Below are 21,582 nucleotides of genomic sequence, written 5' to 3'. Positions count from 1 at the left end.
ATTGCACAAAGGCTCCGCCACTTGGCCGCTGTGTGTCTGGCAACGATCTGTATGGCCACAGTGTCATATGCTCAGGCAACTGATCTTGAATTTGTAACGGTCGAGAGGCCTCCGTTCGCGATGTCCGGCGAGGACGCACCGACGGGCTTTGCCATCGATCTGATGACCGAGATTGCCACCGAAATGGGGCAGACCGTCGGGTTCGAGGTCGTCGACAGCTTCCCCCAAATGCTGCAGATGGTTGAAACCGCGCAGGTCGATGGGGCGATTGCCAATATCTCGATCACGCGCGACCGGGAAAGCCGCATGGATTTCTCGCAGCCGATCTATCATGGCGGTCTGCGCATCATGGTGCCGCGCGATCAGGCTGGGGTCAGCATCTGGTCCACTTTAATCAGCCTTGATCTAGCGCTGGCCATTCTGGCGGCATTTGCGCTGCTGCTGGGCGGCGGGATGCTGATGTGGTTCTTCGAGCGCGACAAGCAACCCTATTTTGAAGGCGACGCCAAACAGGCCATGTTCCCCGCCTTCTGGTGGGCGCTGAATCTGGTGGTGAATGGCGGCTTTGAAGAGCGTATGCCGCGGTCCATCTTCGGGCGGCTGTTCGGCACGTTCCTTGTGATCTCAAGCCTGTTTATCGTGTCGGTCTTTGTGGCCCATATCACCGCGTCGATCACGGTCAGCGCGATTTCGGGCTCGATCCACTCGGTGAGCGATCTGGACGGCAAACGCGTCGGTACCACCGATGGCTCCACCGCGTCGATCTTTCTTGAGGATCGCGGCATGGTCTATTCGGGCTATGACTCGCTGGACGCGCTGCTGGGCGACTTTGAGCAGGGCGAGCTGGACGCCGTCATTTTCGACGGCCCCATTCTGGCCCATTATGCCCAGAATGAAGGCGCGCGCTATGGCGAGGTGCTGGATAGTGTGTTCCGCCCCGAAAGCTATGGCATCGCGCTGCCGACAGGCACGCCTCTGCGCGAAGACATCAACGTCGCGCTGCTGCGCCTGATCGAAACCGGCGTCTATTCTGACCTATCGAAGAAGTGGTTCGGCGGCCCGCGGTAAAGCCGATCAACGCTCATGAAGCGCGTGTGCTCTTGAGGTTGCACTCATCGGACGTTATGAAATAACATAACCAGAATTCACACACCTATCCCCCATGACCAATCTGCGATCTTCCCTGAAAGCGCGAAAGCGGGCGGCCAATCCGATGCAGGAATTTGACGGTCTGCCGTTGGCCCTGCGGCGTTGGCTGCAAGAGGCTGCGTTGCCGTGGTCCGCGCCCTCGGCCAAACGGGCGTGGCGGAATGCATTGAAACGCGCGGGCGGATGTGAAAAGCGCGCCATGCATCACATGGCGCGCCTTGAAACGCAGTCTTTGCGAAAGGACGCCCCAAATGTCTGGGGCGCCCACTATCCCGAGATTAATCGCGCAGCAGGTCGTTGATCGAGGTTTTTGAACGCGTTTTGGCGTCCACGCGCTTTACGATCACGGCGCAGTACAGGTTGATGCCGTTCTTCGAGGGCATCGAGCCAGCAACCACAACCGAGCCAGCAGGCACTTCGCCATACATCACTTCGCCGGTCTCGCGGTCGACGATCTTGGTCGACTGGCCGATGAACACGCCCATGCCCAGAACCGAGCCTTCGCGCACGATGCAGCCTTCAACGACCTCCGAACGGGCGCCGATAAAGCAGTTGTCTTCGATGATGGTCGGGCCGGCCTGCATGGGCTCCAGCACGCCGCCGATGCCAACGCCGCCCGACAGGTGGACGTTTTTACCGATCTGAGCACACGAGCCAACGGTGGCCCAAGTGTCGACCATGGTGCCTTCGTCAACATAGGCGCCAAGGTTTACGAAGCTCGGCATCAGAACCGCGCCGGGGGCGATGTAGGCCGACTTGCGGACGATACAGTTGGGCACGGCGCGGAAGCCTGCCTCGGTCCACTCAGCGTCGCCCCAGCCTTTGAACTTGCTGTCGACCTTGTCCCACCAGTGACCACCCTGCGGGCCGCCATCTTGCTGTTCCATGTCTTTCAGGCGGAAGCCAAGCAGCACGGCTTTCTTCGCCCACTGGTTCACATGCCAGTCGCCGCTGTCCTGCTTTTCAGCAACGCGCAGCTTACCGCTGTCCAGCGCGTTCAGCGTGGCTTCGATGGCTTCACGGGTTTCACCGCCGGTGGACGGGGTGATGGTATCGCGCGCCTCCCAGGCGGCTTCGATGGCGGCTTCCAATTGGGCGTTCGACATGTCGGTATCTCCGTAGGCGCGTCAATGTTCCACAAGGCCTATAAGGCCCGCGCCCCTTTTTCGCAACGATGATTGGGCCGGGTGCGCTCATCTGCGGCGACAAGCGCCCCCCAAGCGACGTTTTCATCGCGCGAAGGTGACCATCTGGCACTGGTCCTTGCGGCGTAAAGCCGCTACGCCTTGGGGTAGAGACGCAATCTGTGACAGGACCAGTGCCATGAAAGACGACCGCAACCACCCTCTTCGTGACAGTCATCAGGACCGCGAAGCTGCCAGCCATACGCCGGATACGCCGCAGACCCGCGCGCCTGCCTATAAGCTGGCCTATGACGATCTGGATTTCATGTGCCGGGACGAACTGCGCCCGGTGCGCCTTCAGCTGGAGCTTCTGAAGCCCGAGCTGATGATGCAGGAGTATGGTGTGGAAAGCACTGTCGTCCTGTTTGGCGGCGCGCGCATTCCCGAGCCTGCGAAGAAGGACGATGCCCGGACCAAAACACTGGCCGACCTGTCCAAGTTCTATGACGAAGCGCGCGAGTTTGCGCGTCTTCTGACCTTGCGCTCGAAGGTGAATAACCACCGCGAGAACGTCGTCGTCACCGGCGGCGGTCCCGGCGTGATGGAGGCCGGTAACCGTGGCGCAGAAGACGCGGGCGGTGTTTCCATCGGCCTGAACATCGTGCTGCCGCATGAACAGGCGCCGAACGAATACGTGACGCCCGACCTGTGCTTCAACTTCCACTATTTCGCCATCCGCAAGATGCATTTCCTGATGCGTGCCGAGGCGATCGCCATCTTCCCCGGCGGCTTCGGCACGCTGGACGAGCTGTTCGAAAGCCTGACCCTGATCCAGACCGGCCGCATGAAGAAAGTCCCGATCCTGTTGTTTGGCCGCGATTTTTGGACCAAGATCGTGAATTGGGAGGCCCTGTCCGACGCCGGCACCATCAGCGCCGAGGATCTGGAGCTGTTCAAGTTCGTGGAAACTGCGCAGGAAGCGGTGGACGCGATCGACAACTGGCCAAGCCGCGAGGCGCGGGACGAACTGCCGGGGCGGTAAAGAGATAAGAATTCGCCGCCCGCTCGTCACCTTTGTTGCTGCTCTGATGTTGGCGCAGCCATGCCTTTCCGACACGCAAGAGGTTTTCTTCCCAAGTGAAGTCTGGGGGAAAGAGGCCGTGTCAGAGCGCGATAAAAATATGGTCGCGCTTTATGAGCGATGGTTTGGGGAACAGCTTCGGGCGATGGAAGAGCGCCCATTGTCGAACCTCGAAGCACCGGTTGCGGCCCGTAACACCGTTAGGCTTCTGTTTCTTCCAACATTCACGCCCGCATCGATGGTGAAGCTGGAGTATGGTGAGGACACAGGACCAACCTATGCCTTCAAACGGCTGAGCGGGGCAGGTGGGTACGAGCCCGGAGAGCTGGTCTCGGAAGTTGTCGGGGACGTTCCCGCCGCAGATCTGCAACCTGTTCTGGCCTTGGTTGACGCGATAAATCCTTGGGCGGACACCACAGTATCTAGGATTGATCCACCCGAGAAGTTTTGCGCGGACGGCACGCAGATCGTGTTCGAGTTCAGATCCGAGACTGCCTACAAGGTCGTGTCGCGCCACGAATGCGAACTGGATCAAGACAGCAGTATCCGCCAACTGGTCCACGAGTTCGACGAGTTGGCGGCCGGAATGTTGTTTGGGCTGGAAGGATTCGAGTGATCATACACCAACCCGGCGACCACTTTGCGATCAGGGTTATTCCGGGTTCGTCGGATCGCCCATGGAGAACGTGGAACCCATAGCAGCATAACGCCTGCGATGCGGCATTTGATTGGATGGGCCTTTTCCGGCACAGTCAAGGAACGCAAACAGGAGAAAAGCTATGGCTACCTATCGTTGTGAAGTCTGCGGTATGGGTGTGAATGCATCATGTGCCGACTGTGATGAGCCGCTTATCAACGCCACACTCGAGTTGGAGGATGGAAAGACGGTTCAGGTTTCGAAATGTCCGAAATGCGAAGGAAAGATCAAATCGCCCATGTGCTGCGGGCGCGATATGACCTGCGAGATTTAAGAGCCAATCAGCTTCTTATCGTTCTTGAGATGCCGTTCGATCATCCGATTTATCTTCTTGTTGGACGGCACTAAGGCCGCCGGGCCTTGTAGAGCGATCCGTTCAAGTACCTCGGGGAATAGGGTCGCTATTTCCTCGACCGCCTCGGGCGACAAGGATTTCAGCGCCTCCGGCCCGGTGAACAGGCTTTCGGCCGGGGCGCCGTTGGCCAGCAAGATCTCGTGGTCATCCAGAAGGATGTGGAAGTATTCCAACGCGCGGGGCTGGTCATCGACCGCGATGCCTGTGCATTCGACAAGCTTGATGGCAGGGATCAGAACCTCTTTCGTGCCAAACATACGCTCGGCGATTTTCGAGCGGATCAGAATCCGGTGCTGACGGCTGACCAGCAGGTCGCGTTCTGGCAATTGGTTGCCCAAGGCACCGGCACGGATACGCACCGGGCGTAGCTTCGGGGCATGCAGCATCTCGAACGCCGAGACTTCGCGGCATCCGATCCAGCGGATCTCGCGGCTGTCGCCATTGGCGGTTAGAACCATGTCCCCTTCGGCTAGCGTTTCAATCCGCTGCGGGCCGGCGGGGGTGGCAATTTGTGTCCCTTTGGCGAAGCAGACGACGGCCGAGATATCCGCCTCGAAATGGTTCGACATGGCGGCGCGGATGGCAGTGACGTTTTGTCCAACGGTGAATGTCGTCGTTACATCCGTTGAGTAAAGGATGCCTGACGTTCCACCATCCTGATACAAGTAGGTGGTATCGCCAATATCATTGCCGTCCCCAGATACGGCGGCATCCCATTCGTCATTCGAAATAAACCCGTCACCGTCCAAATCATCGACGGTAATGACCACCGCAGTGGTGTTGACAGAATCTACATACCAATCACCGGTTGACTTAGAAACATATGCAACAGTCCCCGGCGGAAACGTAAGCGTCAATAACGCCATGTTTATGCCCCCGCATACACACTCTCTCTGGGATTGAGCCCACCTCTCCCCAGTACTCAGAAAGTAGCTTCATTTAGCCAAGCTGTGCTGGTTCTGTCAAATTTCCCTTAAAAATAACCTAATATTGCCAAAGAACCCCAAAAGGGTGAGCGTTCTTAGCCGGGCAGCTCGACGCAGGATCCGTGGTCGGTGTCGTTCACCAACCCTTTGATATGCATGTCATAAGTCAGCTTTTCGAAGTTGAGCGAGAAGGTCAGGACGGTGTCATCGTCGATCACCAGAAAAGTCTCGGCGGCAAGATCGTCGTTCTTATCGTGCAGCCCGTGAAGCACCTGCGCGTCCTTGGACAGAACGGGGGTGTCCAGATGGCCGTGGCGCCCTTCTTCGTCCTGCCACAGCTTGATCACGCTGCCATCTTCAACCGAGGTGCATTCGAACTTGCGGCCCGCGGCAAAGGCTGGGCTGGCGGTCAGAAAGATCAGGCTGCAAAAAACAGAGGTTTTCATCGGATTTTCCATGGGATTGGCGCAGGCATTTGGGGTCGGACGCCAAGCGGGCGTCGCGATGGGAATGCGGGTGGTGTCAGTTTATGTGTTCGCGTTTCTCAGGCGCAGCCGCGCCCGATACTTGGGGGTGTTAAATATCCCAAGTTGCAGTAAGTCAACTGCAGGGTGTGTGAAATTTCTGTAAACAACCCTGAGGGTGAGGTTACCCTCTCAGCCCGGCCTCGGCCTCGATCTGCTTGCGCGACTTGCGGGCGCGTTCCGTGGCTGATTTCAGCTGACCACAAGCGGCCATGATGTCCTCGCCGCGCGTCTTGCGGATCGGGCTGGCGTAACCGGCCTGATAGATGATGTTCGCAAAGGCGCGGATGCGGTTGTTGGACGAGCGCTTGTAGGGCGCGCCGGGCCATTCGTTGAACGGGATCAGGTTGATCTTGGCCGGGATGTTGTGACGTTTGATGTGCTCGATCAAGCGATGCGCGTCTTCGTCACTGTCGTTCACGCCATCCAGCATCACGTATTCAAAGGTGATCCGTTCACTGTTCGAGGCTTTTGGGTAGGCCGCCAGCGCGCCCAGCAGTTCTTCGATATTCCAGCGCTTGTTGATCGGGACCAGCACGTCGCGGGTTTCGTCCGTGGTGGCGTGGAAGCTGATGGCCAGCAAGCAGCCGATTTCCTCGGCGGTGCGGGCGATTTCCGGCACGACGCCTGAAGTAGACAGCGTAATGCGACGGCGCGACAGTTGGATGCCCTCGGCGTCCATCGCGATCTTCATCGCGTCGCGCACGTTGTCGAAATTGTACAGCGGCTCGCCCATGCCCATCAGAACGATGTTGGACAGCAGACGGGTTTCGTCTTTTGGTTCGCCGGGAACGGGCCATTCGTCCAGATCATCGCGGGCCATCATGACCTGCCCAACGATTTCTGCCGCCGTCAGGTTACGCACCAGTTTCTGCGTGCCGGTGTGGCAGAAGGAACAGGTCAGCGTGCAGCCAACTTGGCTGGAAATGCACAGCGTGCCGCGGCCCTCTTCGGGGATATACACGACCTCGACCTCGTGCCCGCCGGCGATGCGGCAGAGGTATTTGCGGGTGCCGTCTTCTGACACCTGACGGGTCACGACCTCGGGGATCTCGATCACGAAATGCTCGGCCAATTGGGCGCGGTACGCCTTGGCCAGATTGGTCATGTCGGCAAAGTCGCGTTTGCCCCACTGATAGATCCACTGCCAGATCTGACCGGTGCGCATCTTGGCTTGCTTTTCAGGCGTTCCCATCTCGATCAGCGCCTCGCGCATTTGGTCGCGCGTCAGCCCCACGAGGTTGCGCTTGCCACCTTCGTCGGTCTTGCGGGGGATGGTCATTACATCCTGAGTGATCGGGGCCTTGGGGTCCATGTCGCGTTCCTTACCGTGCAGGGCGGCAGTCTATAGGGCAACATATATAGCTTGTCACGCGAAGGTTTTCACCCCCGCGTGGCAGATCGCTTAATCGGTCGCGATTAGTTGGCGCAGCGCTTGCCTGCTTCATCCACGGCGGCGGTGAAGCCCAGCAGGCTGAACGTGTCCTGCGTTTTGGTCCCGCGCGAGGATTGCGCCGACAGAACGGCCTTCGCGCCACCCTTCATCGACTTGATGATCTTTGCATCATCGGCGGGGCTGGCGGCCCAAGCCCATTCGCCATCTGTGAACAACTGATAGCTGTTGCTGCCGATGGTCATATCCACGGTCGAGCCGGGCGCGAACGGATAGCCGCCGGTGAACGACACTTCGCCCTTCACATTGCTGCCCGGGCGATAGCTGACGAACAACAGGATATCGCTGCGTTTCACCGCAACGGCGCGGCCGTTCTTGGTGTTCACGGTTTCCTTCGGGCTGGAAACGCTCCAGCACTCGGTCGGGTTATTTTCGACGAAAACGCTCCAATCGGTGTTCGCGGCCACCCGGTTCGAGCTTTCTTGCGCCATGACGCCTGTCGCTGCCATCGACAGGCCAAAGGCGCCAATTGCACCCAAGATCAAACGGTTCATGTCTAATACAGCCTCCGCTGCCTCTGCCTCGGACCGTTGCGCTGCCCCCGGCCATCTTAAGTGGCCCTTGACCAAACCGCTCAGGTCGTTTCCATGTCTGCACGCGCAGTCTAGCGCCAAAAGACAGGGTAATGAAAGCCCCGGTGGCGGAATTCCGCGTGTTTCCGGGGTGAAGGAGAACGATATGAGCAAGGCAGAACGGTTGGTCGAGGTCTGGCGCGGCGACATTCTGGAAAGCCAGCACCGGGGACATGCGGTTGTGGTCGATAAAACAGGCGCGATTGTGCATGCGTGGGGGGATCCGGATCAGGTGATTTTGCCGCGGTCTTCGGCCAAGATGTTGCAAGCGCTGCCGCTGGTGGAAAGCGGGGCGGCGGATGCGGCAGGGTTGACCACGGAACAACTGGCCCTGTCCTGCGCCAGCCACCAAGGAGCTGCCATTCACACCGATCGCGTGTCGCGCTGGTTGGCGGATATGGGGTTGGGTAATGACGATTTGCGCTGCGGCCCGCAATGGCCTGCCGACAAACCTGCCAAGGTGGGTCTGATCAAGACCGATGACAGCCCCTGCCGCATCCACAACAACTGTTCAGGCAAGCACGCGGGGTTTCTGACGCTTAGCCGCCACATGGGCGTGAGTGATCCGGAGTATGTCGAGGTCGACCACCCCATTCAGGTGGCCATCAAACAAGCGTTCGAAGAAGTCACAGGTGAGGTTAGCCCCGGTTTCGGCATCGACGGCTGTTCCGCGCCAAACCACGCCAGCACGCTTCAGGGCATGGGGCGTGCGATGGCGGGGTTTGCGTCTGCGAAGGAAAGCGGCGACGCGCGCCAGAAAGCATCTGTTCGTCTGCGCGAGGCGATGATGTTGCACCCCGAGCTTGTGGCCGGCGAAACCCGCGCCTGCACCGAGCTGATGCGCTCGGCCCCCGGCAAGGTGGCTCTGAAAACCGGGGCCGAGGCGTTCTTTGTCGCGATTATCCCCGAACTTGAGATGGGCGTCGCGCTGAAGATCGAGGACGGCTCGACCCGTGCGTCCGAATGCGCGATTGCGGCGATCTTGGTGAAGCTGGGTGTGCTCGATCCGGCGCATCCGGATGTGAAGAAGCGTCTGAACCCGGATGTGCTGAACTTTGCCGGGCTGAACACCGGCTTCATCCGCCCCTCCGAGGCGGTGTTGTCGCTATAGCCCGCCGCTCACATCAAGTCGGTGATCAGCTTCAACGCCATGGCGGATGAGGCGATCACCAGAAGCGGCTTGATCAGGCGCGCGCCGATGCGGGAGGCGAGCGACGAGCCTACGTAAGCGCCTGCCATCTGTGCCGCGCCCATGGCTAATCCGATCATCCAAAGCGGTGACAGCACCAGTAGGAACCCAGCCAGCCCGCCCACGTTCGAGGCGAAGTTCAGAAGCTTCGTATGCGCCGTGGCTTTCAGAATGCCATGCCCCGCCATCGCGACAAAGGCGAGCATATAGAAAGCACCTGCTCCCGGCCCCAAGAGCCCATCGTAGAATGCAACAGCAGGGACGAAGGTGAGTGCGAACAGAACTGGTGTCAGCCGTTGATGACGATCCACGTCGTCCAAGCCGGGTTTCAGCGCAAAGAAGAGCGCAATTGCCACCAGCAAAACGGGCAGCACCATGCGGATCAGCTCGGTCGGCAGGGCGTTGACGGACAGTGCGCCCAGAAGGGCCGCGACGAAGGCGATGAGTGCGGATTTCGCCTGTCTGCGCAGGTTCACATGGCCTTTGCGGGCATAGGTCACCGCCGCCATGCCCGCGCCGAACAGCCCTTGCACCTTGTTGGTGGCCAGCGCCGTCACAGGCGGTACGCCAGCGATCAACAGGGCAGGGAGCGTGATCAGGCCGCCTCCGCCTGCGATGCTGTCGACGAACCCGGCCACGAAGCCAGCGGCCAAAAGGAAGAGCAGAATTTCCGTAGAAAACTCAGCCATCTACGAAGTCTGACTGCGCGTATCCTTGGATATACAAAAGCGCGGTCAGGTCGCCGTGGTTGATGCGGATGTCACATTCCGCCGCGACCGAGGGCTTGGCGTGCAGCGCCACGCCTGCACCCGCCAGACCCAGCATGCCAAGGTCATTGGCGCCGTCACCCACGGCCATCACGTCGTCATGGGACAGGCCAAGGCGGGCTGTGATCTCTTTCAACGCCTGCACTTTCGCTTCGCGCCCCAGAATGGGCATGCCCACGGTGCCGGTCAGTGCGCCACTGTCAACGTTCAGCGTGTTGGCGCGGTTTTCGTCAAAGCCCAGCGTGGCGGCGACATGGGCGGTGAAGGCGGTGAAGCCGCCGGACACCAGCGCGGCATAGGCGCCGTTTGCTTTCATCGTGGACAGCAAGGCCTTGCCACCGGGCATCAATGTGATGCGGTTGGCCAGAACGTCGCCGATGACGCTTTCCGGCAGACCTTTCAGAAGGCCCACACGCTCGGTCAACGCGCCTTCGAAATCCAGCTCGCCATTCATCGCGCGCGCGGTGATGTCTTTCACGCGCTCGCCGACACCCGCTTCGTCCGCCAGTTCGTCGATGCATTCCTGCTGGATCATGGTCGAGTCCATATCCGCCAGCAGCATCTTTTTCTTGCGTCCCTCGGCGGGCAGAACGATCAGGTCGACGCCCATTTTCTGCAGATCGTCCCACACGTCCCATTGGTTGTCGGGCAGCGCGTCCAGCGAGAACTCGGCCGCCTCGTCCGGGGCCAGCCATGCGGCGTCCCCACCACCCCACGCGTTGCGCAGGTTTTCGACCAAAGCGGGTTCCAGATTGCGGGCAGTGGGCGATGCGATCAGCGTGGCGATGTACATGGGCGGGCCTTTTTTGGGCAAATTGAAGCTGTCCGTTTCATGCGGCAGATCGCGCCTGTTTCACAAGGCCGAATCCATAAAATTGGCGATCTGATGGCGTGAATTCCCAGTCTCTGGACGCGACGCAAGTTTCCGATAGTGGTCATTTTGCGCCCGTTTTCGACCCATCGAATGCCAATTCCGACGCTTTTTTGCTTGTGCAGCATCAAAACGCGCCTTACTTCGGTCAGTGGGACACCCCTCCCCAACGAGGGGCGATTTATCTGGAAGGGTAGCATCGATGGCTATTTCGAAACCGGCAGCGCGGCCGGCAAACCCGCGTTTTTCCTCTGGCCCCTGCGCCAAACCCCCCACATGGAACCTTGATGCCCTGGCCGACGCCGCCTTGGGTCGCTCGCACCGTGCCGCCATCGGCAAGGACAAGCTGAAAGCGGCCATCGAAGGCACGCGCGAGGTGCTGGGCATCCCCGCTGACTATAAGATCGGCATCGTTCCCGCGTCGGATACTGGCGCGGTTGAAATGGCACTGTGGTCGCTTCTGGGCGCCCGCGGGGTCGAGATGCTGGCTTGGGAATCGTTCGGTTCGGGCTGGGTCACCGATGTTGTGAAACAGCTGAAGCTGGACGCCGTCGCCAAGACCGCCGATTACGGCAAACTGCCCGATCTGGCATCCGTCGATTTCACCAATGACGTTGTCTTTACCTGGAACGGCACCACCTCGGGCGTGCGTGTTCCGAACGGTGACTGGATTGCCGATGACCGCGAAGGTCTGACCATCTGTGACGCGACCTCGGCCGCGTTTGCGATGGACCTGCCGTGGGACAAGCTGGATGTGACCACGTTCTCTTGGCAGAAAGTGCTGGGCGGCGAAGCGGCGCATGGCATTCTGATCCTGAGCCCCCGCGCTGTTGAGCGTCTGGAAAGCTATACCCCTGCATGGCCGCTGCCGAAAATCTTCCGCCTGACCAAAGGTGGCAAGCTGATCGAAGGCATCTTCACCGGCGCGACGATCAACACGCCGTCGATGCTGGCGGTCGAGGACTATCTGTTTGCCCTCGACTGGGCGCGTTCGGTTGGCGGGTTGGAAGGCCTGATCCACCGTGCAGACGCCAACACCAAGGCCGTCGCTGATTTCGTCGAGATGCGTGACTGGGTCGACTTCCTTGCCGAGGACGCGACCACGCTGTCGAACACCTCGGTCTGCCTGAAGTTCACCGACGACCGTATCAAAGATGGCGCAACCTTCGCCAAGGCCGTGGCCAAGCGTCTGGAAGCGGAAGGCGTGGCACTGGATGTTGGCGCCTATCGCGACGCCCCTGCCGGTCTGCGCATCTGGTGTGGCGGCACGGTCGAGACGTCGGACGTCGAGGCCCTGATGCCGTGGCTGGATTGGGCGTTCAACGCCGAAATCGAAGCTCAGTAAGACATTCGCCTCGCGTAGTGACGCGCGAGGCCCCCCTAAATCTTTGTGAAAAGGACCAAACACATGGCCCCCAAAGTACTCGTATCCGACAAGCTTTCGGAAACCGCCGTTCAGATTTTCCGCGATCGCGGCATCGAAGTCGATTTTGAGCCCAACCTTGGTAAAGACAAGGACGCACTGGCCGCCAAGATCGGCGCCTATGACGGTCTGGCAATCCGCTCGGCCACCAAAGTGACCGAGAAAATCCTTGAAGCCGCCACCAACCTGAAAGTTGTTGCGCGCGCCGGCATCGGTACCGACAACGTCGACAAAGTCGCAGCGTCGAAAGCTGGTGTGATCGTGATGAACACACCATTCGGCAACATGATCACCACCGCTGAACACGCCATCGCGATGATGTTCGCCGTGGCGCGTCAGATCCCGGAAGCCTCGGCTTCGACCCATGCTGGTAAGTGGGAAAAGTCGAAGTTCATGGGTGTTGAACTGACCAACAAGACGCTGGGCGTCATTGGTGCAGGTAACATCGGTGGCATCGTCTGCGACCGTGCGCTGGGTCTGAAGATGAAAGTCGTCGCCTATGACCCCTTCCTGTCGGAAGAGAAAGCCGCCAGCATGGGTGTAGAAAAGGTCGAGCTGGACGAGCTGCTGGCCCGCGCTGACTTCATCACCCTGCACGTGCCGCTGATCGACGCGACTCGCAACATCCTGAGCCGCGAGAACCTGCTGAAAACCAAAGCTGGTGTGCGCATCATCAACTGTGCCCGTGGTGGTCTGGTAGACGAAGAGGCTCTGGCTGATCTGCTGAAATCGGGTCACGTGGCTGGCGCTGCCTTCGACGTGTTCGCCGAAGAACCCGCAACCGAGAACCCGCTCTTTAACCTGCCCAACGTCGTCTGCACCCCGCACCTTGGCGCGGCAACGACCGAAGCACAGGAAAACGTGGCGCTTCAGGTGGCGGAACAGATGTCGGATTACCTGCTGACTGGTGCCGTTCAGAACGCGCTGAACATGCCGTCGGTCACCGCTGAAGAAGCCAAGGTCATGGGCCCGTGGATCAAACTGGCCGAGCATCTGGGTGCGTTCGTAGGTCAGATGACCGACGAGCCGATCAAGGCTGTGAACATCCTTTATGATGGTGTGGCGTCGGAAATGAACCTGAAGGCGCTGGACTGTGCCGTGATCGCAGGCCTGATGAAGCCGCAAACCCCTGACGTGAACATGGTGTCGGCACCTGTTGTTGCGGCAGATCGCGGCATCAAGACCTCGACCACCACGCAAGCCAAGGGCGGCGCGTTTGATGGTTACATCAAGGTGACCGTCGTGACCGAGGGTCGCGAGCGTTCGATCGCTGGTACAGTCTTCTCGGACGGCAAGCCGCGCTTCATCCAGATCAAAGGCATCAACATCGACGCCGAGATCGGGAACCACATGCTGTACACCACCAACGAAGACGTGCCGGGCATCATCGGTACTCTGGGTAAAACCATGGGTGAGAACGGCGTGAACATCGCGAACTTTACCCTGGGCCGTAAGGAAACCGGTGGTGACGCGATTGCGCTGCTCTATGTAGATCACCGGATCTCGGACGACGTGCTGAACACGCTGCGTGACACCGGCCTGTTCAACTCGGTCAGCCCGCTGGAGTTCGACGTTTAAGCGTCAATCAATCACAGGAAAGCCCCGGTCCTTAGCCGGGGCTTTTCTTTTTGGTCAGTCTGCATCAAGCATACCGGACTTGAACAGAACACCGGCTGCGGTTGCGCCAAGGACCGGCGCAACGATGAAAAGCCACAACTGGCCCATCGCATGATCGCCTGCGAACAAGGCAGGGCCAAAGGACCTGGCGGGATTTACCGATACGCCGGTCACGTTGATACCCACCAGATGGATCACAACCAGGGTCAGGCCGATCGCCATGCCCGCCACAGCAGCCGGAGCCCCTGCGCCCGTTGCGCCCAGGATCACCACCACGAACAGAAAGGTTGCCACCAGTTCAAATACAAATGCCGAGACCATATTGTATTCGCCCAAGTAACCAGCGCCCCATCCGTTCTGCCCAAGCCCTGACGCGGTCACATCATAGCCGCCGCCTTTGCCGGTTGCGATGATGTAGAGGATGGCGGCACCCGCTACGGCGCCTGCAAGTTGCGAAAGGATATAGGTCAGCGCTTTCGAACTGGGCAGGCGCCCCGCGATCACCGCGCCGATGGTCACGGCCGGGTTGATATGGCAGCCCGAGACATTGCCGATCCCATAGGCCATCCCGATAAGCGCAAGGCCAAAGGCAAAGCTGATGCCGGTCAGGCCAATGTCGCCACCCGCAATCACTGCGGCGCCGCATCCGAACAGCACCAGCGTCATGGTGCCGATAAATTCCGCTACTGCGTGTTTCATTGGGGGAACCCCCTCTTTCCTAATTTGCATTGTCAGCCATTCTGATCTGGACAAAGGCACAGGTCGCGGGGAATTTGGCGCCAACGAAACCCACGGGGGAAGCCACCATGACACGCGCCTATGCGATCGGAGACATTCACGGCCATCTGGACAAGCTGGAAGCCGCCCACGCGCTGATCGCCGAAGACCGTGCGCGCTGTGGCGATACGGATGCGCCCGTCGTGCATATCGGAGATCTCGTCGATCGCGGCCCCGACAGCCCCGGCGTGATCCAGTTCCTGATCGACGGACAAGCGCGTGGCGAAAACTGGGTGGTGCTGAAGGGCAACCACGACCGGATGATGGAGATGTTCCTGCGCGAACAGCCGATGGTCGATACTCAGCTTCTATATGACCACAACTGGCTGCATCCGCGGATCGGCGGGATCGAAACGCTGGCGAGCTACGGGGTCGACGTGCCCGAGGGCAGCCGCACCTATCAGTTTCACCCCAAGGCGCGCGCCGCCGTGCCGGAACGCCATCGGGACTATCTGGCAAACCTGCCGTCACATTACCGTCTCGGCGACCTCTATTTCGCCCATGCGGGCATCCGTCCGGGTGTGCCCTTGGATCAACAGACCGAGGACGACCTGTGCTGGATCCGCAAGGAGTTCTATGACAGCAACGCCGACCACGGCCCGCTGATCGTGCACGGCCACACGCCAGTCGACGCGGTCACGCATTACGGCAACCGCCTGAATATCGACACCGGCGCTGGACACGGCAAAGCCATCTCGGCCGTGGTGATCGAGGGACGGGATGCGTGGGTGTTGACGGGAGAGGGGCGGCAAGCCGTTCCACCCGCCGCCATGCAGACTTCTTCCTGAGAATGGCTCTCGGTTAGAGCGCTGCGTCGTCGATCCTACTGGCTTGCCTTCTTATACATCGCTTTCTTGCGCTGGCGCGTCTCTTGCGTGGATTCGTCGCTTCCGTCATGAAACGTCCCGAACCAACGATCCCACGGCATCTCTTGGTTGCCGTAATTGCATTCGTAGTAGCGATGGTGGAGCTGGTGATAGAAGGTGCCAAGCGCCAGTCGGCGTTTGTCTTTGATCAACAGATCCTCGTACCCCGTATGGGTCATCGCAGCCCCCGGTCCCAGATAGATCACATGGAAATACAGATGAATCGGGTGGGTCGGAACGATCCAGTGAATCATCAGGGATGTCAGGTAGATGAAGTGCTCGACTGGGTGCATCGAGAACCCGGACCACGGCCCGACATTGACATTGCGGTGATGCAGCGAGTGGACGTGTTTATAAAGGAAAGGAACATGCAGAAGCCGGTGCACCCAATAAAAGTGAAACGCTGACCAGATCGGCAGCAGCATAAGCGCTAAGACGAACCAAACGGGGTTCTCAGCGAAAGTCAGCATGGGAATGTAGCCGTTGGCCATCAGCCACATGGTCAGAACTTGAAACGCCGACAGTTGCGCCACTCCGCTGCCTAGCGACCAGAACATATTGTCGTGAACTTGATTAGAGAAATCCCAAAGGCGATTGCCCGTCGCCATGTCGCGGCGGTCGAATTTCAGCGTCTTCCCCTGTCCGCGCCACATATAGAAATAGCCGTGAAGCCCGCCGGCGATCACGATCATGATCAGCAAATTGACGACCCAAACTTGCATCACCCAACCGACGCCAAAATGTGTCGCTGTTTCGATTGATGGGAAGGCGAACATCCAAAGCAGGATTGCGAGAATGACCATCATCACGCGTTCGCTGAGCGTCAGCCAATTGCGTGCAAGCCAGATCGCCAAGAAACGCGGACTTGGGGGCCACTGAAAGATTGATGTGTCTGCCAGCGGAAGGTCGGGGTGGTAGTTCCACTCGCGGCTCATTGGGGCATCTTCTGGACGGTCCTGCATTCGCACTCCTCCGTTTGCGACTACAGTTCTAGCGTAAGCGTATGTTTGGGGATGAGAATGCCCTCGTGGCGGGTATCCGACTAACAGAGCTTCCCGGCATCTATGTTGATCACGATGTTCACGAGGCTGAATATTACCATCTGGTATTTGACCAGCATGAAATCGTAATCGCAAACGGGGCATACTCAGAGAGCTTCTTCCCCGGACCCGAGGCCCTCAAGGCACTTACGGCAGAGGCACTTGAAGAAATTACGACCCTGTTTCCAGTACTTAAAAGCGGGATACTCCCCTTTGCCTTGGCGGCACATAGCCCCAGCGGAAAAAAACAGAAATCCCTTATAAGGCGCCATTTAGATAACAACAAACCAATGCAGACTTCGGTGAACCGCTGCGTTCTCCAAACGTTCTGAATTTTGGCCACTTTTGCACGCTCGGGTCAGTTGGGCCTACGACGGTCAAACCCGGTCAGTTTCTCCTGGAAGATTGTGTCGCAACCCTCGGCCTGAAGGTGCTCAATCTGGCTTTCCAGGCTCTGCCCGGTGGTGAAAACTCGTGCGTACTGGGCCTACGACGCCGACGCGTACAAATGGCGGCATCTGGTCGAAAACTACTTCGCAAAGATTGAGGAATTCAGAGGTATAGCCACGCGATACGACAAAACCGATTGCAGCTACGCCGCCAACTGGAACCTCGTGGCTGCCCTCATCGCCTCACGATGATTGTCCACAGGCCCTAGTGCGGCGGTTTTCTTGCGAGTTGGAAAGATTGTTTAGCGGCGATCCATGCGCTAAACGAGCCATGTCCTATGACGAAGACAGTGTCGTTTGACGGTCGATACCCATAATTTTCTTGAGAAACTCAGGTGCGCGAACCAATGACCCGATCTCCCAAAATTCCAAACAAAGTGACCGGGTTTGCGCATTTCCTTGCAGCGGCACGCTATTCGTTTGATGGGGCGAAGGTTCTTTTTCGCGAGTCTGCGTTTCGACAAGAGATATCGGCACAGCTGATGATTTTTGGGGCGTTTTGGTTGGCCAGTGTAGCCCCTATTCATTATGTTCTTACCCTCATCCTTTTCTTGGTCACATCTGCGGTCGAGGCGCTGAACACGGGGTTAGAAGAAGTCGTCGACCTTGTGTCTCCTGAATGGTCACAGGCTGCTAAGAATGCAAAGGATCTTGGATCCTTTGCTGTGTTTTGCCTTCTATGTGCAAACGGTTGTTACGTTATCTTCGCACTGGTGACTGAGCTGGACCTTTTCTAAACGAAAAGGCCCCTGGGGTCATTCGCTGTGATTGACGTTGGTGTCATCCGAGTGTTTTGAGCGAATGCGACGCGCCAAAACCGGTATCGATACAAGATAGACAGCCGAGAACGCGATTAGTGTTTCCCAGGGAAAGACCAGCATCAAGCCGATTATGACAGCCGCCGTGACCAACACGTAGGATTGGGCTTTGTGGGGTATTTTCAAAGACTTCAGGGAAACTGTCGGAATGCGCGATACGGCGAGATACCCACAGAAGAAGAGGTAGAAATTGGTCAAAAGAGGATAATTCTTGCCAAAATCAATACCGAGAAGTTGCAGATAGACCGGGATCAGGCAGAGCATTGCAAGGATTGGGGCAGGGACGCCTTCGAAATGCTCGGTTGCGGGCGTCGGCTCAGACGAATTGAAGCGTGCCAGTCGATAGGCACAGCAGATCCCAAGAAACATCACTGCGATCCAGCTGAGGTTCGCATATTCCGTTTCCCAAAAAACGGCCAAATAGATGATCAGGCCCGGTGCGATGCCGAAGTTGAAGAAGTCTGCCAGCGAATCCAGCTGTGCTCCGATTTCCGATTGGCTTTTCAAGGCACGTGCAAGGCGTCCGTCCAGACCGTCCAGAACCATGGCGATCACCAGGGCGATGACCGCAAGTTCGTGACGATCACTTAATGCCAGCCGGATCGAGGACATGCCCGTGCACAGCGCAAGAAGCGTCACAAGGTTGGGAAGCAAAGCCCAATAGTTCAGCGAAGCCTGGGGTTTGCCGCGGTCCTTCATTTTGAGATCCCAACCTGCGCGTCTGCGCCGTCGCCAAGATCGGCCAAAATGGTTTCCCCTGCGATAGTTGTCTGCCCCAGCGACACCTGCAGTGCGGCGCCTTTGGGCAGATAAATGTCGAGCCGGCTGCCAAATCGGATCAGGCCGAACCGGTCGCCAGCGCTTAGGGATGAACCGTCTTTAACGAAACAGACGATCCGGCGTGCAACCAGGCCTGCAATCTGCGTAATGCCGACTTTTACGCCATCTGCGCGTTCGACTGTGATCGAGTTGCGCTCGTTATGCTCGCTGGCTTTGTCCAGAGAGGCATTCAGAAACTTGCCGTGGTGATAGGTGACATTGCGCACCACGCCGTCGATACAGGCGCGGTTCACGTGGCAGTTGAATACGCTCATGAACACCGACACTCGGGTCAGCGCCTCGTCCCCCAGCCCCATTTCTTTGGGCGGTACCACATCCTGTATCAGTGACACGACGCCGTCAGCAGGCGAGATGATCGCGTTTGGATTCTGCGGGACGACCCGCTTGGGATCGCGAAAGAAATAGTAACACCAGACGGTCAGCGCCAGTCCGGGCCAGAACAGTGGCTGCCAAAGCCAGGTCGCAATAATCGTAATCAGGGCGAAGATCGCGACGAACTTGCGGCCTTCGCGGTGCATGGGGAGTATGACGGAGTCGAGAACATTCATACTTTTAACTCCAAGGATTGGGTGGCTACGACGAACAAGCTTAGTGACATCAGCGCAACGAGATTGTAGAGACCCCCATAAATCACCGGATTTTGCACTGGCTTCAAGGGCTTTGAGCTGTCTTGGCTGAAGAGCGGATTGATTGTGAGCAGAAAGATGTGCCTTTGACTGAGAATTTGACGCAGAACACACCTCGGAAATTCGGACTTCTGACAGCCATTGTGCTGTACGCCTTAGCGAATATGGCTGCGTTCCAGGGCCCCGTTCTAGGCGTGATTTTGCCGGCGGTGGATCTGGCGACATTCGATGGAAAATTGCTGCTGATCTCGACCCAGATTTTGCAGTTTCTGGTGATGTGTATCGTTCTGTTCCTGTTGTCGATCTTTTCGATCCGGCTGATGAAGGGCTTTATGGCGCTCAACCTCGTGGTGAACGCGGCCGCTCTTTATTATATGCATTCCTATGCGGTTGTTTTGGATCGCACGATGATCGGGAATATCCTGAATACCGACCAGAACGAGGCGTCCCAACTGTGGCATCCCAGCGTGCTGATCTATCTGGTCCCGGCAATTGTTGCGGCTATCTTGCTGCTGTGGTTCGTGCCCATCAGGAAGCCCCGTATTTTTGCGCGTCTGGCAGGTTTTGTCGTCAGTTTGGGTCTGCTTCTGACATGGGCGTTCTCGACGGCCACAACGTGGTTCTGGTACGATCTTCACGGCGAGAATATGGGCTCGCGCGTGCTGCCGTGGTCTTACATCGTGAATGCGGCCCGCTATGCCAATCAGCAAGCTTTGAGCAACCGCGAGCAAGTCCTTTTGCCCGATGGTGAGTTTGATGCTCCGGTCCCAGCCGGTCAGAAGGATGTCGTGATCTTGGTGATCGGCGAAGCTGCGCGTGCGGATCACTTCGCGCACTATGGGTATGGCAAAGACACCAATCCGTATACGAAAGACACGGACATTGCCGTTCTTCCTATGGGGGAAAGCTGCGCGACGTACACAATAGCAGCGCTGGCCTGTATGTTAACGCACGAGGGAAACGCCGCGTCAGCCCGTACGGTTCATGAGCCGATCCAAAGCTATCTGACGCGCCATGGTGTGCATACCGAGTTCCGGTCGAACAATTTCGGCGAGCCGCCTATCAAGGTCGACAATTATATCAAGGCGTATGATCTGGTGGCCGACTGTAACGGTGCGGATTGTCCGGACCCGAAGCTGGACGAGTCGTTGTTCTGGAAACTGCCAGAGCTTATTCAATCGACCGAGGCAGATCGCCTGTTCATCACGCTTCACCAGACCGGTAGCCACGGCCCCGCTTATTATTCGAAATATTCGCCCGAATTCGGTGTGTTCCAACCGGTGTGTGACACCGTACAGATCGCGAAATGCTCTGAGGAAGAGCTGCATAACGCATATGATAACACGCTGGTCTACAACGATTATCTTCTTTCCGAGTTGGTGAAAGAGCTTGCGGATATTCCAGACACCCGCACAGCGATGATCTTTGTCGGGGATCACGGCCAGTCATTGGGCGAGAATGGGCTGTATCTGCATGGAGCCCCCATATCGGTTGCCCCGCCCGAGCAGCGTCTGATACCATTCTACGTATGGATGTCGGATAGCTTCAAAGCCAGCCGTGGGCTGGATAATGACATGATCATGCGTGACAAGATTAATCCCCATGAACTGGTCTTTCATTCGATCCTTGGGGCGTTTGGCCTGACGATGGATGCCTATCTTCCTGAACGGGATCTGTTCAATCTACCAAAGGACGCATCATGACATTTCGCGAAATTTTCCAGTCGGCGGGCGCGATGCTGCGCGCCTATCCCATTAGACTCGCACTGCTCATGGTGCTGATTTTGGCATCGATGTTCTATCCAACCAATCTGGAGCGGGATTATCAGCCATTAAAAAACGGACATGAAATCGCGCATGTCGTTGCGATCGAGGATTATGGCCGCCACCTGAACAGTATTGTGCCGCTGGCAATTGCGTTGGTCAGCCGGGACGTGGTCGGGTTGAAGCAGATTCTTGTGGTGACTGTTGCAGGTATCGTGGCCACCCATGGTCCCAAACGAATGCTAAATGATGTCACCATTCAGGGAACTCGGCTTGGCCAAAGGCCCATTAGCCCTGACAGTCAGCACAATACTCCATCAGGCCATTCGACGCTGGCCGCTTCTGGAGCGATGATTATGTTCCGACGCTATAGCGTCTGGCTGGGTGTATTTGGGTTGGCTGTGACGCTAATGACGATGTACGCGCGATATATGTTGGACAAGCATACGATCTCGGCAACAATTGCAGGAGCTTTGATCGGTGCAGCGATTGCAACGTTGTTTGTCACGAGACGCCAAAGCGTTTCCCGACGACAGTGTTGACGGTGCTTTGGGTCCGTTGGCATAAAGGTACGCGAGGTCCCACAGGGATTTCTGTAAGCGGCTAATTCATTGTGATTTTTCCTGTCTTATCTCCCCCTGATCTTGAGAGTGTG

Annotated in this window: 24 protein-coding genes and 2 pseudogenes; 14 read left to right on the top strand and 12 right to left on the bottom strand. The window is 58.0% G+C overall.

The features are described 5' to 3' along the window. Positions 1-51: 51 nt before the first annotated feature. Together EOL43_RS01670 and EOL43_RS01665 are read left to right on the top strand one after the other, a co-directional pair. Entirely contained in the window at positions 52-1,068 is a 1,017-nt protein-coding gene (locus EOL43_RS01670) for a transporter substrate-binding domain-containing protein (RefSeq protein ID WP_240686425.1), read from the top strand. A gap of 94 nt (positions 1,069-1,162) precedes the next feature. Then, positions 1,163-1,450, top strand: a complete 288-nt coding sequence (locus EOL43_RS01665) for a DUF6525 family protein (RefSeq protein WP_133485040.1) — start codon at positions 1,163-1,165, stop codon at positions 1,448-1,450. On the opposite strand, the gene dapD is transcribed toward EOL43_RS01665, so the two are convergent. Beyond that, positions 1,428-2,255: a 2,3,4,5-tetrahydropyridine-2,6-dicarboxylate N-succinyltransferase gene (dapD, locus tag EOL43_RS01660; RefSeq protein ID WP_133485039.1), complete on the bottom strand. Its 828-nt coding sequence runs from the start codon at positions 2,253-2,255 to the stop codon at positions 1,428-1,430. The two genes, EOL43_RS01665 and dapD, sit on opposite strands and share 23 nt — an antisense overlap. Positions 2,256-2,472: 217 nt before the next feature. Here dapD and EOL43_RS01655 point away from each other — a divergent pair, with 217 nt between their 5' ends. From EOL43_RS01655 to EOL43_RS01645, 3 genes are all read left to right on the top strand, one after another. After that, the gene (locus EOL43_RS01655) at positions 2,473-3,315 is read left to right on the top strand and encodes an LOG family protein (RefSeq protein WP_133485038.1); all 843 of its coding nucleotides are present in this window, start codon (positions 2,473-2,475) and stop codon (positions 3,313-3,315) included. A 118-nt stretch (positions 3,316-3,433) separates the two neighbouring features. Beyond that, positions 3,434-3,970, top strand: a complete 537-nt coding sequence (locus tag EOL43_RS01650) for a hypothetical protein (RefSeq protein ID WP_133485037.1) — start codon at positions 3,434-3,436, stop codon at positions 3,968-3,970. A gap of 163 nt (positions 3,971-4,133) precedes the next feature. Further along, complete coding sequence (locus EOL43_RS01645) at positions 4,134-4,325, top strand: hypothetical protein (protein WP_133485036.1); 192 nt, start codon at positions 4,134-4,136, stop codon at positions 4,323-4,325. On the opposite strand, the gene EOL43_RS01640 is transcribed toward EOL43_RS01645, so the two are convergent. From EOL43_RS01640 to EOL43_RS01625, 4 genes are all read right to left on the bottom strand, one after another. Then, positions 4,322-5,176 carry a Hint domain-containing protein gene (locus EOL43_RS01640; RefSeq protein ID WP_240686424.1) on the bottom strand — a complete coding sequence of 285 codons (855 nt, stop codon included), beginning with the start codon at positions 5,174-5,176 and terminating at the stop codon, positions 4,322-4,324. The two genes, EOL43_RS01645 and EOL43_RS01640, sit on opposite strands and share 4 nt — an antisense overlap. Positions 5,177-5,427: 251 nt before the next feature. After that, on the bottom strand, positions 5,428-5,778 hold the full coding sequence (locus tag EOL43_RS01635) for a hypothetical protein (RefSeq protein WP_133485035.1): 351 nt from the start codon (positions 5,776-5,778) through the stop codon (positions 5,428-5,430). Positions 5,779-5,980: 202 nt separating this feature from the next. Then, a complete protein-coding gene (gene rlmN / locus EOL43_RS01630; protein WP_133485034.1) occupies positions 5,981-7,171 on the bottom strand; it encodes a dual-specificity RNA methyltransferase RlmN in 1,191 nt (396 codons plus the stop codon). 104 nt (positions 7,172-7,275) lie between these two features. Further along, a complete protein-coding gene (locus tag EOL43_RS01625) occupies positions 7,276-7,803 on the bottom strand; it encodes an invasion associated locus B family protein (protein ID WP_133485033.1) in 528 nt (175 codons plus the stop codon). Between the two features lie 184 nt (positions 7,804-7,987). Here EOL43_RS01625 and EOL43_RS01620 point away from each other — a divergent pair, with 184 nt between their 5' ends. Further along, the gene (locus EOL43_RS01620) at positions 7,988-8,992 is read left to right on the top strand and encodes an asparaginase (RefSeq protein ID WP_133485032.1); all 1,005 of its coding nucleotides are present in this window, start codon (positions 7,988-7,990) and stop codon (positions 8,990-8,992) included. Between the two features lie 8 nt (positions 8,993-9,000). Here EOL43_RS01620 and EOL43_RS01615 read toward each other — a convergent pair whose 3' ends face one another. Both EOL43_RS01615 and serB read right to left on the bottom strand, forming a co-directional pair. Next, on the bottom strand, positions 9,001-9,759 hold the full coding sequence (locus EOL43_RS01615; RefSeq protein WP_133485031.1) for a TSUP family transporter: 759 nt from the start codon (positions 9,757-9,759) through the stop codon (positions 9,001-9,003). Further along, on the bottom strand, positions 9,752-10,630 hold the full coding sequence (gene serB / locus EOL43_RS01610; RefSeq protein WP_133485030.1) for a phosphoserine phosphatase SerB: 879 nt from the start codon (positions 10,628-10,630) through the stop codon (positions 9,752-9,754). Before serB ends, EOL43_RS01615 begins: the two co-directional genes overlap by 8 nt. A gap of 280 nt (positions 10,631-10,910) precedes the next feature. On the opposite strand from serB, the gene EOL43_RS01605 reads away from it, so the two are divergent. Together EOL43_RS01605 and serA are read left to right on the top strand one after the other, a co-directional pair. After that, positions 10,911-12,053: a phosphoserine transaminase gene (locus EOL43_RS01605; RefSeq protein WP_133485029.1), complete on the top strand. Its 1,143-nt coding sequence runs from the start codon at positions 10,911-10,913 to the stop codon at positions 12,051-12,053. Between the two features lie 63 nt (positions 12,054-12,116). Continuing rightward, complete coding sequence (serA, locus tag EOL43_RS01600; RefSeq protein WP_133485028.1) at positions 12,117-13,709, top strand: phosphoglycerate dehydrogenase; 1,593 nt, start codon at positions 12,117-12,119, stop codon at positions 13,707-13,709. Between the two features lie 54 nt (positions 13,710-13,763). Here the strand turns inward: serA and EOL43_RS01595 are convergent, their stop codons facing one another. Beyond that, a complete protein-coding gene (locus EOL43_RS01595) occupies positions 13,764-14,447 on the bottom strand; it encodes an aquaporin (RefSeq protein ID WP_133485027.1) in 684 nt (227 codons plus the stop codon). Positions 14,448-14,554: 107 nt separating this feature from the next. On the opposite strand from EOL43_RS01595, the gene EOL43_RS01590 reads away from it, so the two are divergent. Continuing rightward, positions 14,555-15,313 (top strand): metallophosphoesterase, encoded by a 759-nt coding sequence (locus EOL43_RS01590; protein ID WP_133485026.1) that lies wholly within the window; start codon positions 14,555-14,557, stop codon positions 15,311-15,313. Positions 15,314-15,348: 35 nt separating this feature from the next. Here the strand turns inward: EOL43_RS01590 and EOL43_RS01585 are convergent, their stop codons facing one another. Then, positions 15,349-16,353 (bottom strand): sterol desaturase family protein, encoded by a 1,005-nt coding sequence (locus tag EOL43_RS01585; protein WP_205669505.1) that lies wholly within the window; start codon positions 16,351-16,353, stop codon positions 15,349-15,351. A 41-nt stretch (positions 16,354-16,394) separates the two neighbouring features. Here EOL43_RS01585 and EOL43_RS01580 point away from each other — a divergent pair, with 41 nt between their 5' ends. After that, positions 16,395-16,763, top strand: coding sequence for a Hint domain-containing protein (locus EOL43_RS01580; RefSeq protein ID WP_133485025.1), 369 nt, complete (start codon positions 16,395-16,397; stop codon positions 16,761-16,763). A 26-nt stretch (positions 16,764-16,789) separates the two neighbouring features. On the opposite strand, the pseudogene EOL43_RS15630 reads toward EOL43_RS01580, so the two are convergent. Continuing rightward, positions 16,790-16,903 (bottom strand): annotated as a pseudogene (locus EOL43_RS15630) (hypothetical protein); the annotation flags it as partial. Positions 16,904-16,919: 16 nt separating this feature from the next. Between EOL43_RS15630 and EOL43_RS01570 the strand changes: the two are divergent. Then, a pseudogene (locus tag EOL43_RS01570) lies at positions 16,920-17,072 on the top strand (IS5/IS1182 family transposase); the annotation flags it as partial. A gap of 155 nt (positions 17,073-17,227) precedes the next feature. Beyond that, positions 17,228-17,617, top strand: coding sequence for a diacylglycerol kinase (locus EOL43_RS01565; protein WP_133485024.1), 390 nt, complete (start codon positions 17,228-17,230; stop codon positions 17,615-17,617). Between the two features lie 18 nt (positions 17,618-17,635). Here the strand turns inward: EOL43_RS01565 and EOL43_RS01560 are convergent, their stop codons facing one another. Both EOL43_RS01560 and EOL43_RS01555 read right to left on the bottom strand, forming a co-directional pair. Next, positions 17,636-18,397 (bottom strand): CDP-alcohol phosphatidyltransferase family protein, encoded by a 762-nt coding sequence (locus EOL43_RS01560; RefSeq protein WP_133485023.1) that lies wholly within the window; start codon positions 18,395-18,397, stop codon positions 17,636-17,638. Then, a complete protein-coding gene (locus EOL43_RS01555; RefSeq protein ID WP_133485022.1) occupies positions 18,394-19,086 on the bottom strand; it encodes a phosphatidylserine decarboxylase in 693 nt (230 codons plus the stop codon). The genes EOL43_RS01560 and EOL43_RS01555 overlap by 4 nt, the downstream gene beginning before the upstream one ends. 242 nt (positions 19,087-19,328) lie before the next feature. On the opposite strand from EOL43_RS01555, the gene EOL43_RS01550 reads away from it, so the two are divergent. After that, positions 19,329-20,867 (top strand): sulfatase-like hydrolase/transferase, encoded by a 1,539-nt coding sequence (locus EOL43_RS01550; RefSeq protein ID WP_133485021.1) that lies wholly within the window; start codon positions 19,329-19,331, stop codon positions 20,865-20,867. Continuing rightward, positions 20,864-21,469, top strand: a complete 606-nt coding sequence (locus tag EOL43_RS01545; protein ID WP_133485020.1) for a phosphatase PAP2 family protein — start codon at positions 20,864-20,866, stop codon at positions 21,467-21,469. The genes EOL43_RS01550 and EOL43_RS01545 overlap by 4 nt, the downstream gene beginning before the upstream one ends. The last annotated feature ends 113 nt before the right edge of the window (positions 21,470-21,582 follow it).

It is taken from the genome of Aliiroseovarius marinus, from assembly GCF_004360145.1.
Classification (GTDB): Bacteria; Pseudomonadota; Alphaproteobacteria; order Rhodobacterales; family Rhodobacteraceae; genus Aliiroseovarius; species Aliiroseovarius marinus.
The sequence above is the reverse complement of the archived record's forward strand: the minus strand, read 5'-3'. Positions and strand labels throughout refer to the sequence as shown.

What these genes read in the sequence shown, in the direction of transcription:
- EOL43_RS01670 (WP_240686425.1), top strand. Translation starts at nt 52, where the DNA reads ATGGCCACAGTGTCATATGCTCAGGCAACTGATCTTGAATTTGTAACG.
- EOL43_RS01665 (WP_133485040.1), top strand. Translation starts at nt 1,163, where the DNA reads ATGACCAATCTGCGATCTTCCCTGAAAGCGCGAAAGCGGGCGGCCAAT.
- dapD (WP_133485039.1), bottom strand. Translation starts at nt 2,255, where the DNA reads ATGTCGAACGCCCAATTGGAAGCCGCCATCGAAGCCGCCTGGGAGGCG.
- EOL43_RS01655 (WP_133485038.1), top strand. Translation starts at nt 2,473, where the DNA reads ATGAAAGACGACCGCAACCACCCTCTTCGTGACAGTCATCAGGACCGC.
- EOL43_RS01645 (WP_133485036.1), top strand. Translation starts at nt 4,134, where the DNA reads ATGGCTACCTATCGTTGTGAAGTCTGCGGTATGGGTGTGAATGCATCA.
- EOL43_RS01635 (WP_133485035.1), bottom strand. Translation starts at nt 5,778, where the DNA reads ATGAAAACCTCTGTTTTTTGCAGCCTGATCTTTCTGACCGCCAGCCCA.
- rlmN (WP_133485034.1), bottom strand. Translation starts at nt 7,171, where the DNA reads ATGGACCCCAAGGCCCCGATCACTCAGGATGTAATGACCATCCCCCGC.
- EOL43_RS01625 (WP_133485033.1), bottom strand. Translation starts at nt 7,803, where the DNA reads ATGAACCGTTTGATCTTGGGTGCAATTGGCGCCTTTGGCCTGTCGATG.
- EOL43_RS01620 (WP_133485032.1), top strand. Translation starts at nt 7,988, where the DNA reads ATGAGCAAGGCAGAACGGTTGGTCGAGGTCTGGCGCGGCGACATTCTG.
- EOL43_RS01615 (WP_133485031.1), bottom strand. Translation starts at nt 9,759, where the DNA reads ATGGCTGAGTTTTCTACGGAAATTCTGCTCTTCCTTTTGGCCGCTGGC.
- serB (WP_133485030.1), bottom strand. Translation starts at nt 10,630, where the DNA reads ATGTACATCGCCACGCTGATCGCATCGCCCACTGCCCGCAATCTGGAA.
- EOL43_RS01605 (WP_133485029.1), top strand. Translation starts at nt 10,911, where the DNA reads ATGGCTATTTCGAAACCGGCAGCGCGGCCGGCAAACCCGCGTTTTTCC.
- serA (WP_133485028.1), top strand. Translation starts at nt 12,117, where the DNA reads ATGGCCCCCAAAGTACTCGTATCCGACAAGCTTTCGGAAACCGCCGTT.
- EOL43_RS01595 (WP_133485027.1), bottom strand. Translation starts at nt 14,447, where the DNA reads ATGAAACACGCAGTAGCGGAATTTATCGGCACCATGACGCTGGTGCTG.
- EOL43_RS01590 (WP_133485026.1), top strand. Translation starts at nt 14,555, where the DNA reads ATGACACGCGCCTATGCGATCGGAGACATTCACGGCCATCTGGACAAG.
- EOL43_RS01585 (WP_205669505.1), bottom strand. Translation starts at nt 16,353, where the DNA reads ATGCAGGACCGTCCAGAAGATGCCCCAATGAGCCGCGAGTGGAACTAC.
- EOL43_RS01580 (WP_133485025.1), top strand. Translation starts at nt 16,395, where the DNA reads ATGTTTGGGGATGAGAATGCCCTCGTGGCGGGTATCCGACTAACAGAG.
- EOL43_RS01565 (WP_133485024.1), top strand. Translation starts at nt 17,228, where the DNA reads ATGACCCGATCTCCCAAAATTCCAAACAAAGTGACCGGGTTTGCGCAT.
- EOL43_RS01560 (WP_133485023.1), bottom strand. Translation starts at nt 18,397, where the DNA reads ATGAAGGACCGCGGCAAACCCCAGGCTTCGCTGAACTATTGGGCTTTG.
- EOL43_RS01555 (WP_133485022.1), bottom strand. Translation starts at nt 19,086, where the DNA reads ATGAATGTTCTCGACTCCGTCATACTCCCCATGCACCGCGAAGGCCGC.
- EOL43_RS01550 (WP_133485021.1), top strand. Translation starts at nt 19,329, where the DNA reads ATGGCTGCGTTCCAGGGCCCCGTTCTAGGCGTGATTTTGCCGGCGGTG.
- EOL43_RS01545 (WP_133485020.1), top strand. Translation starts at nt 20,864, where the DNA reads ATGACATTTCGCGAAATTTTCCAGTCGGCGGGCGCGATGCTGCGCGCC.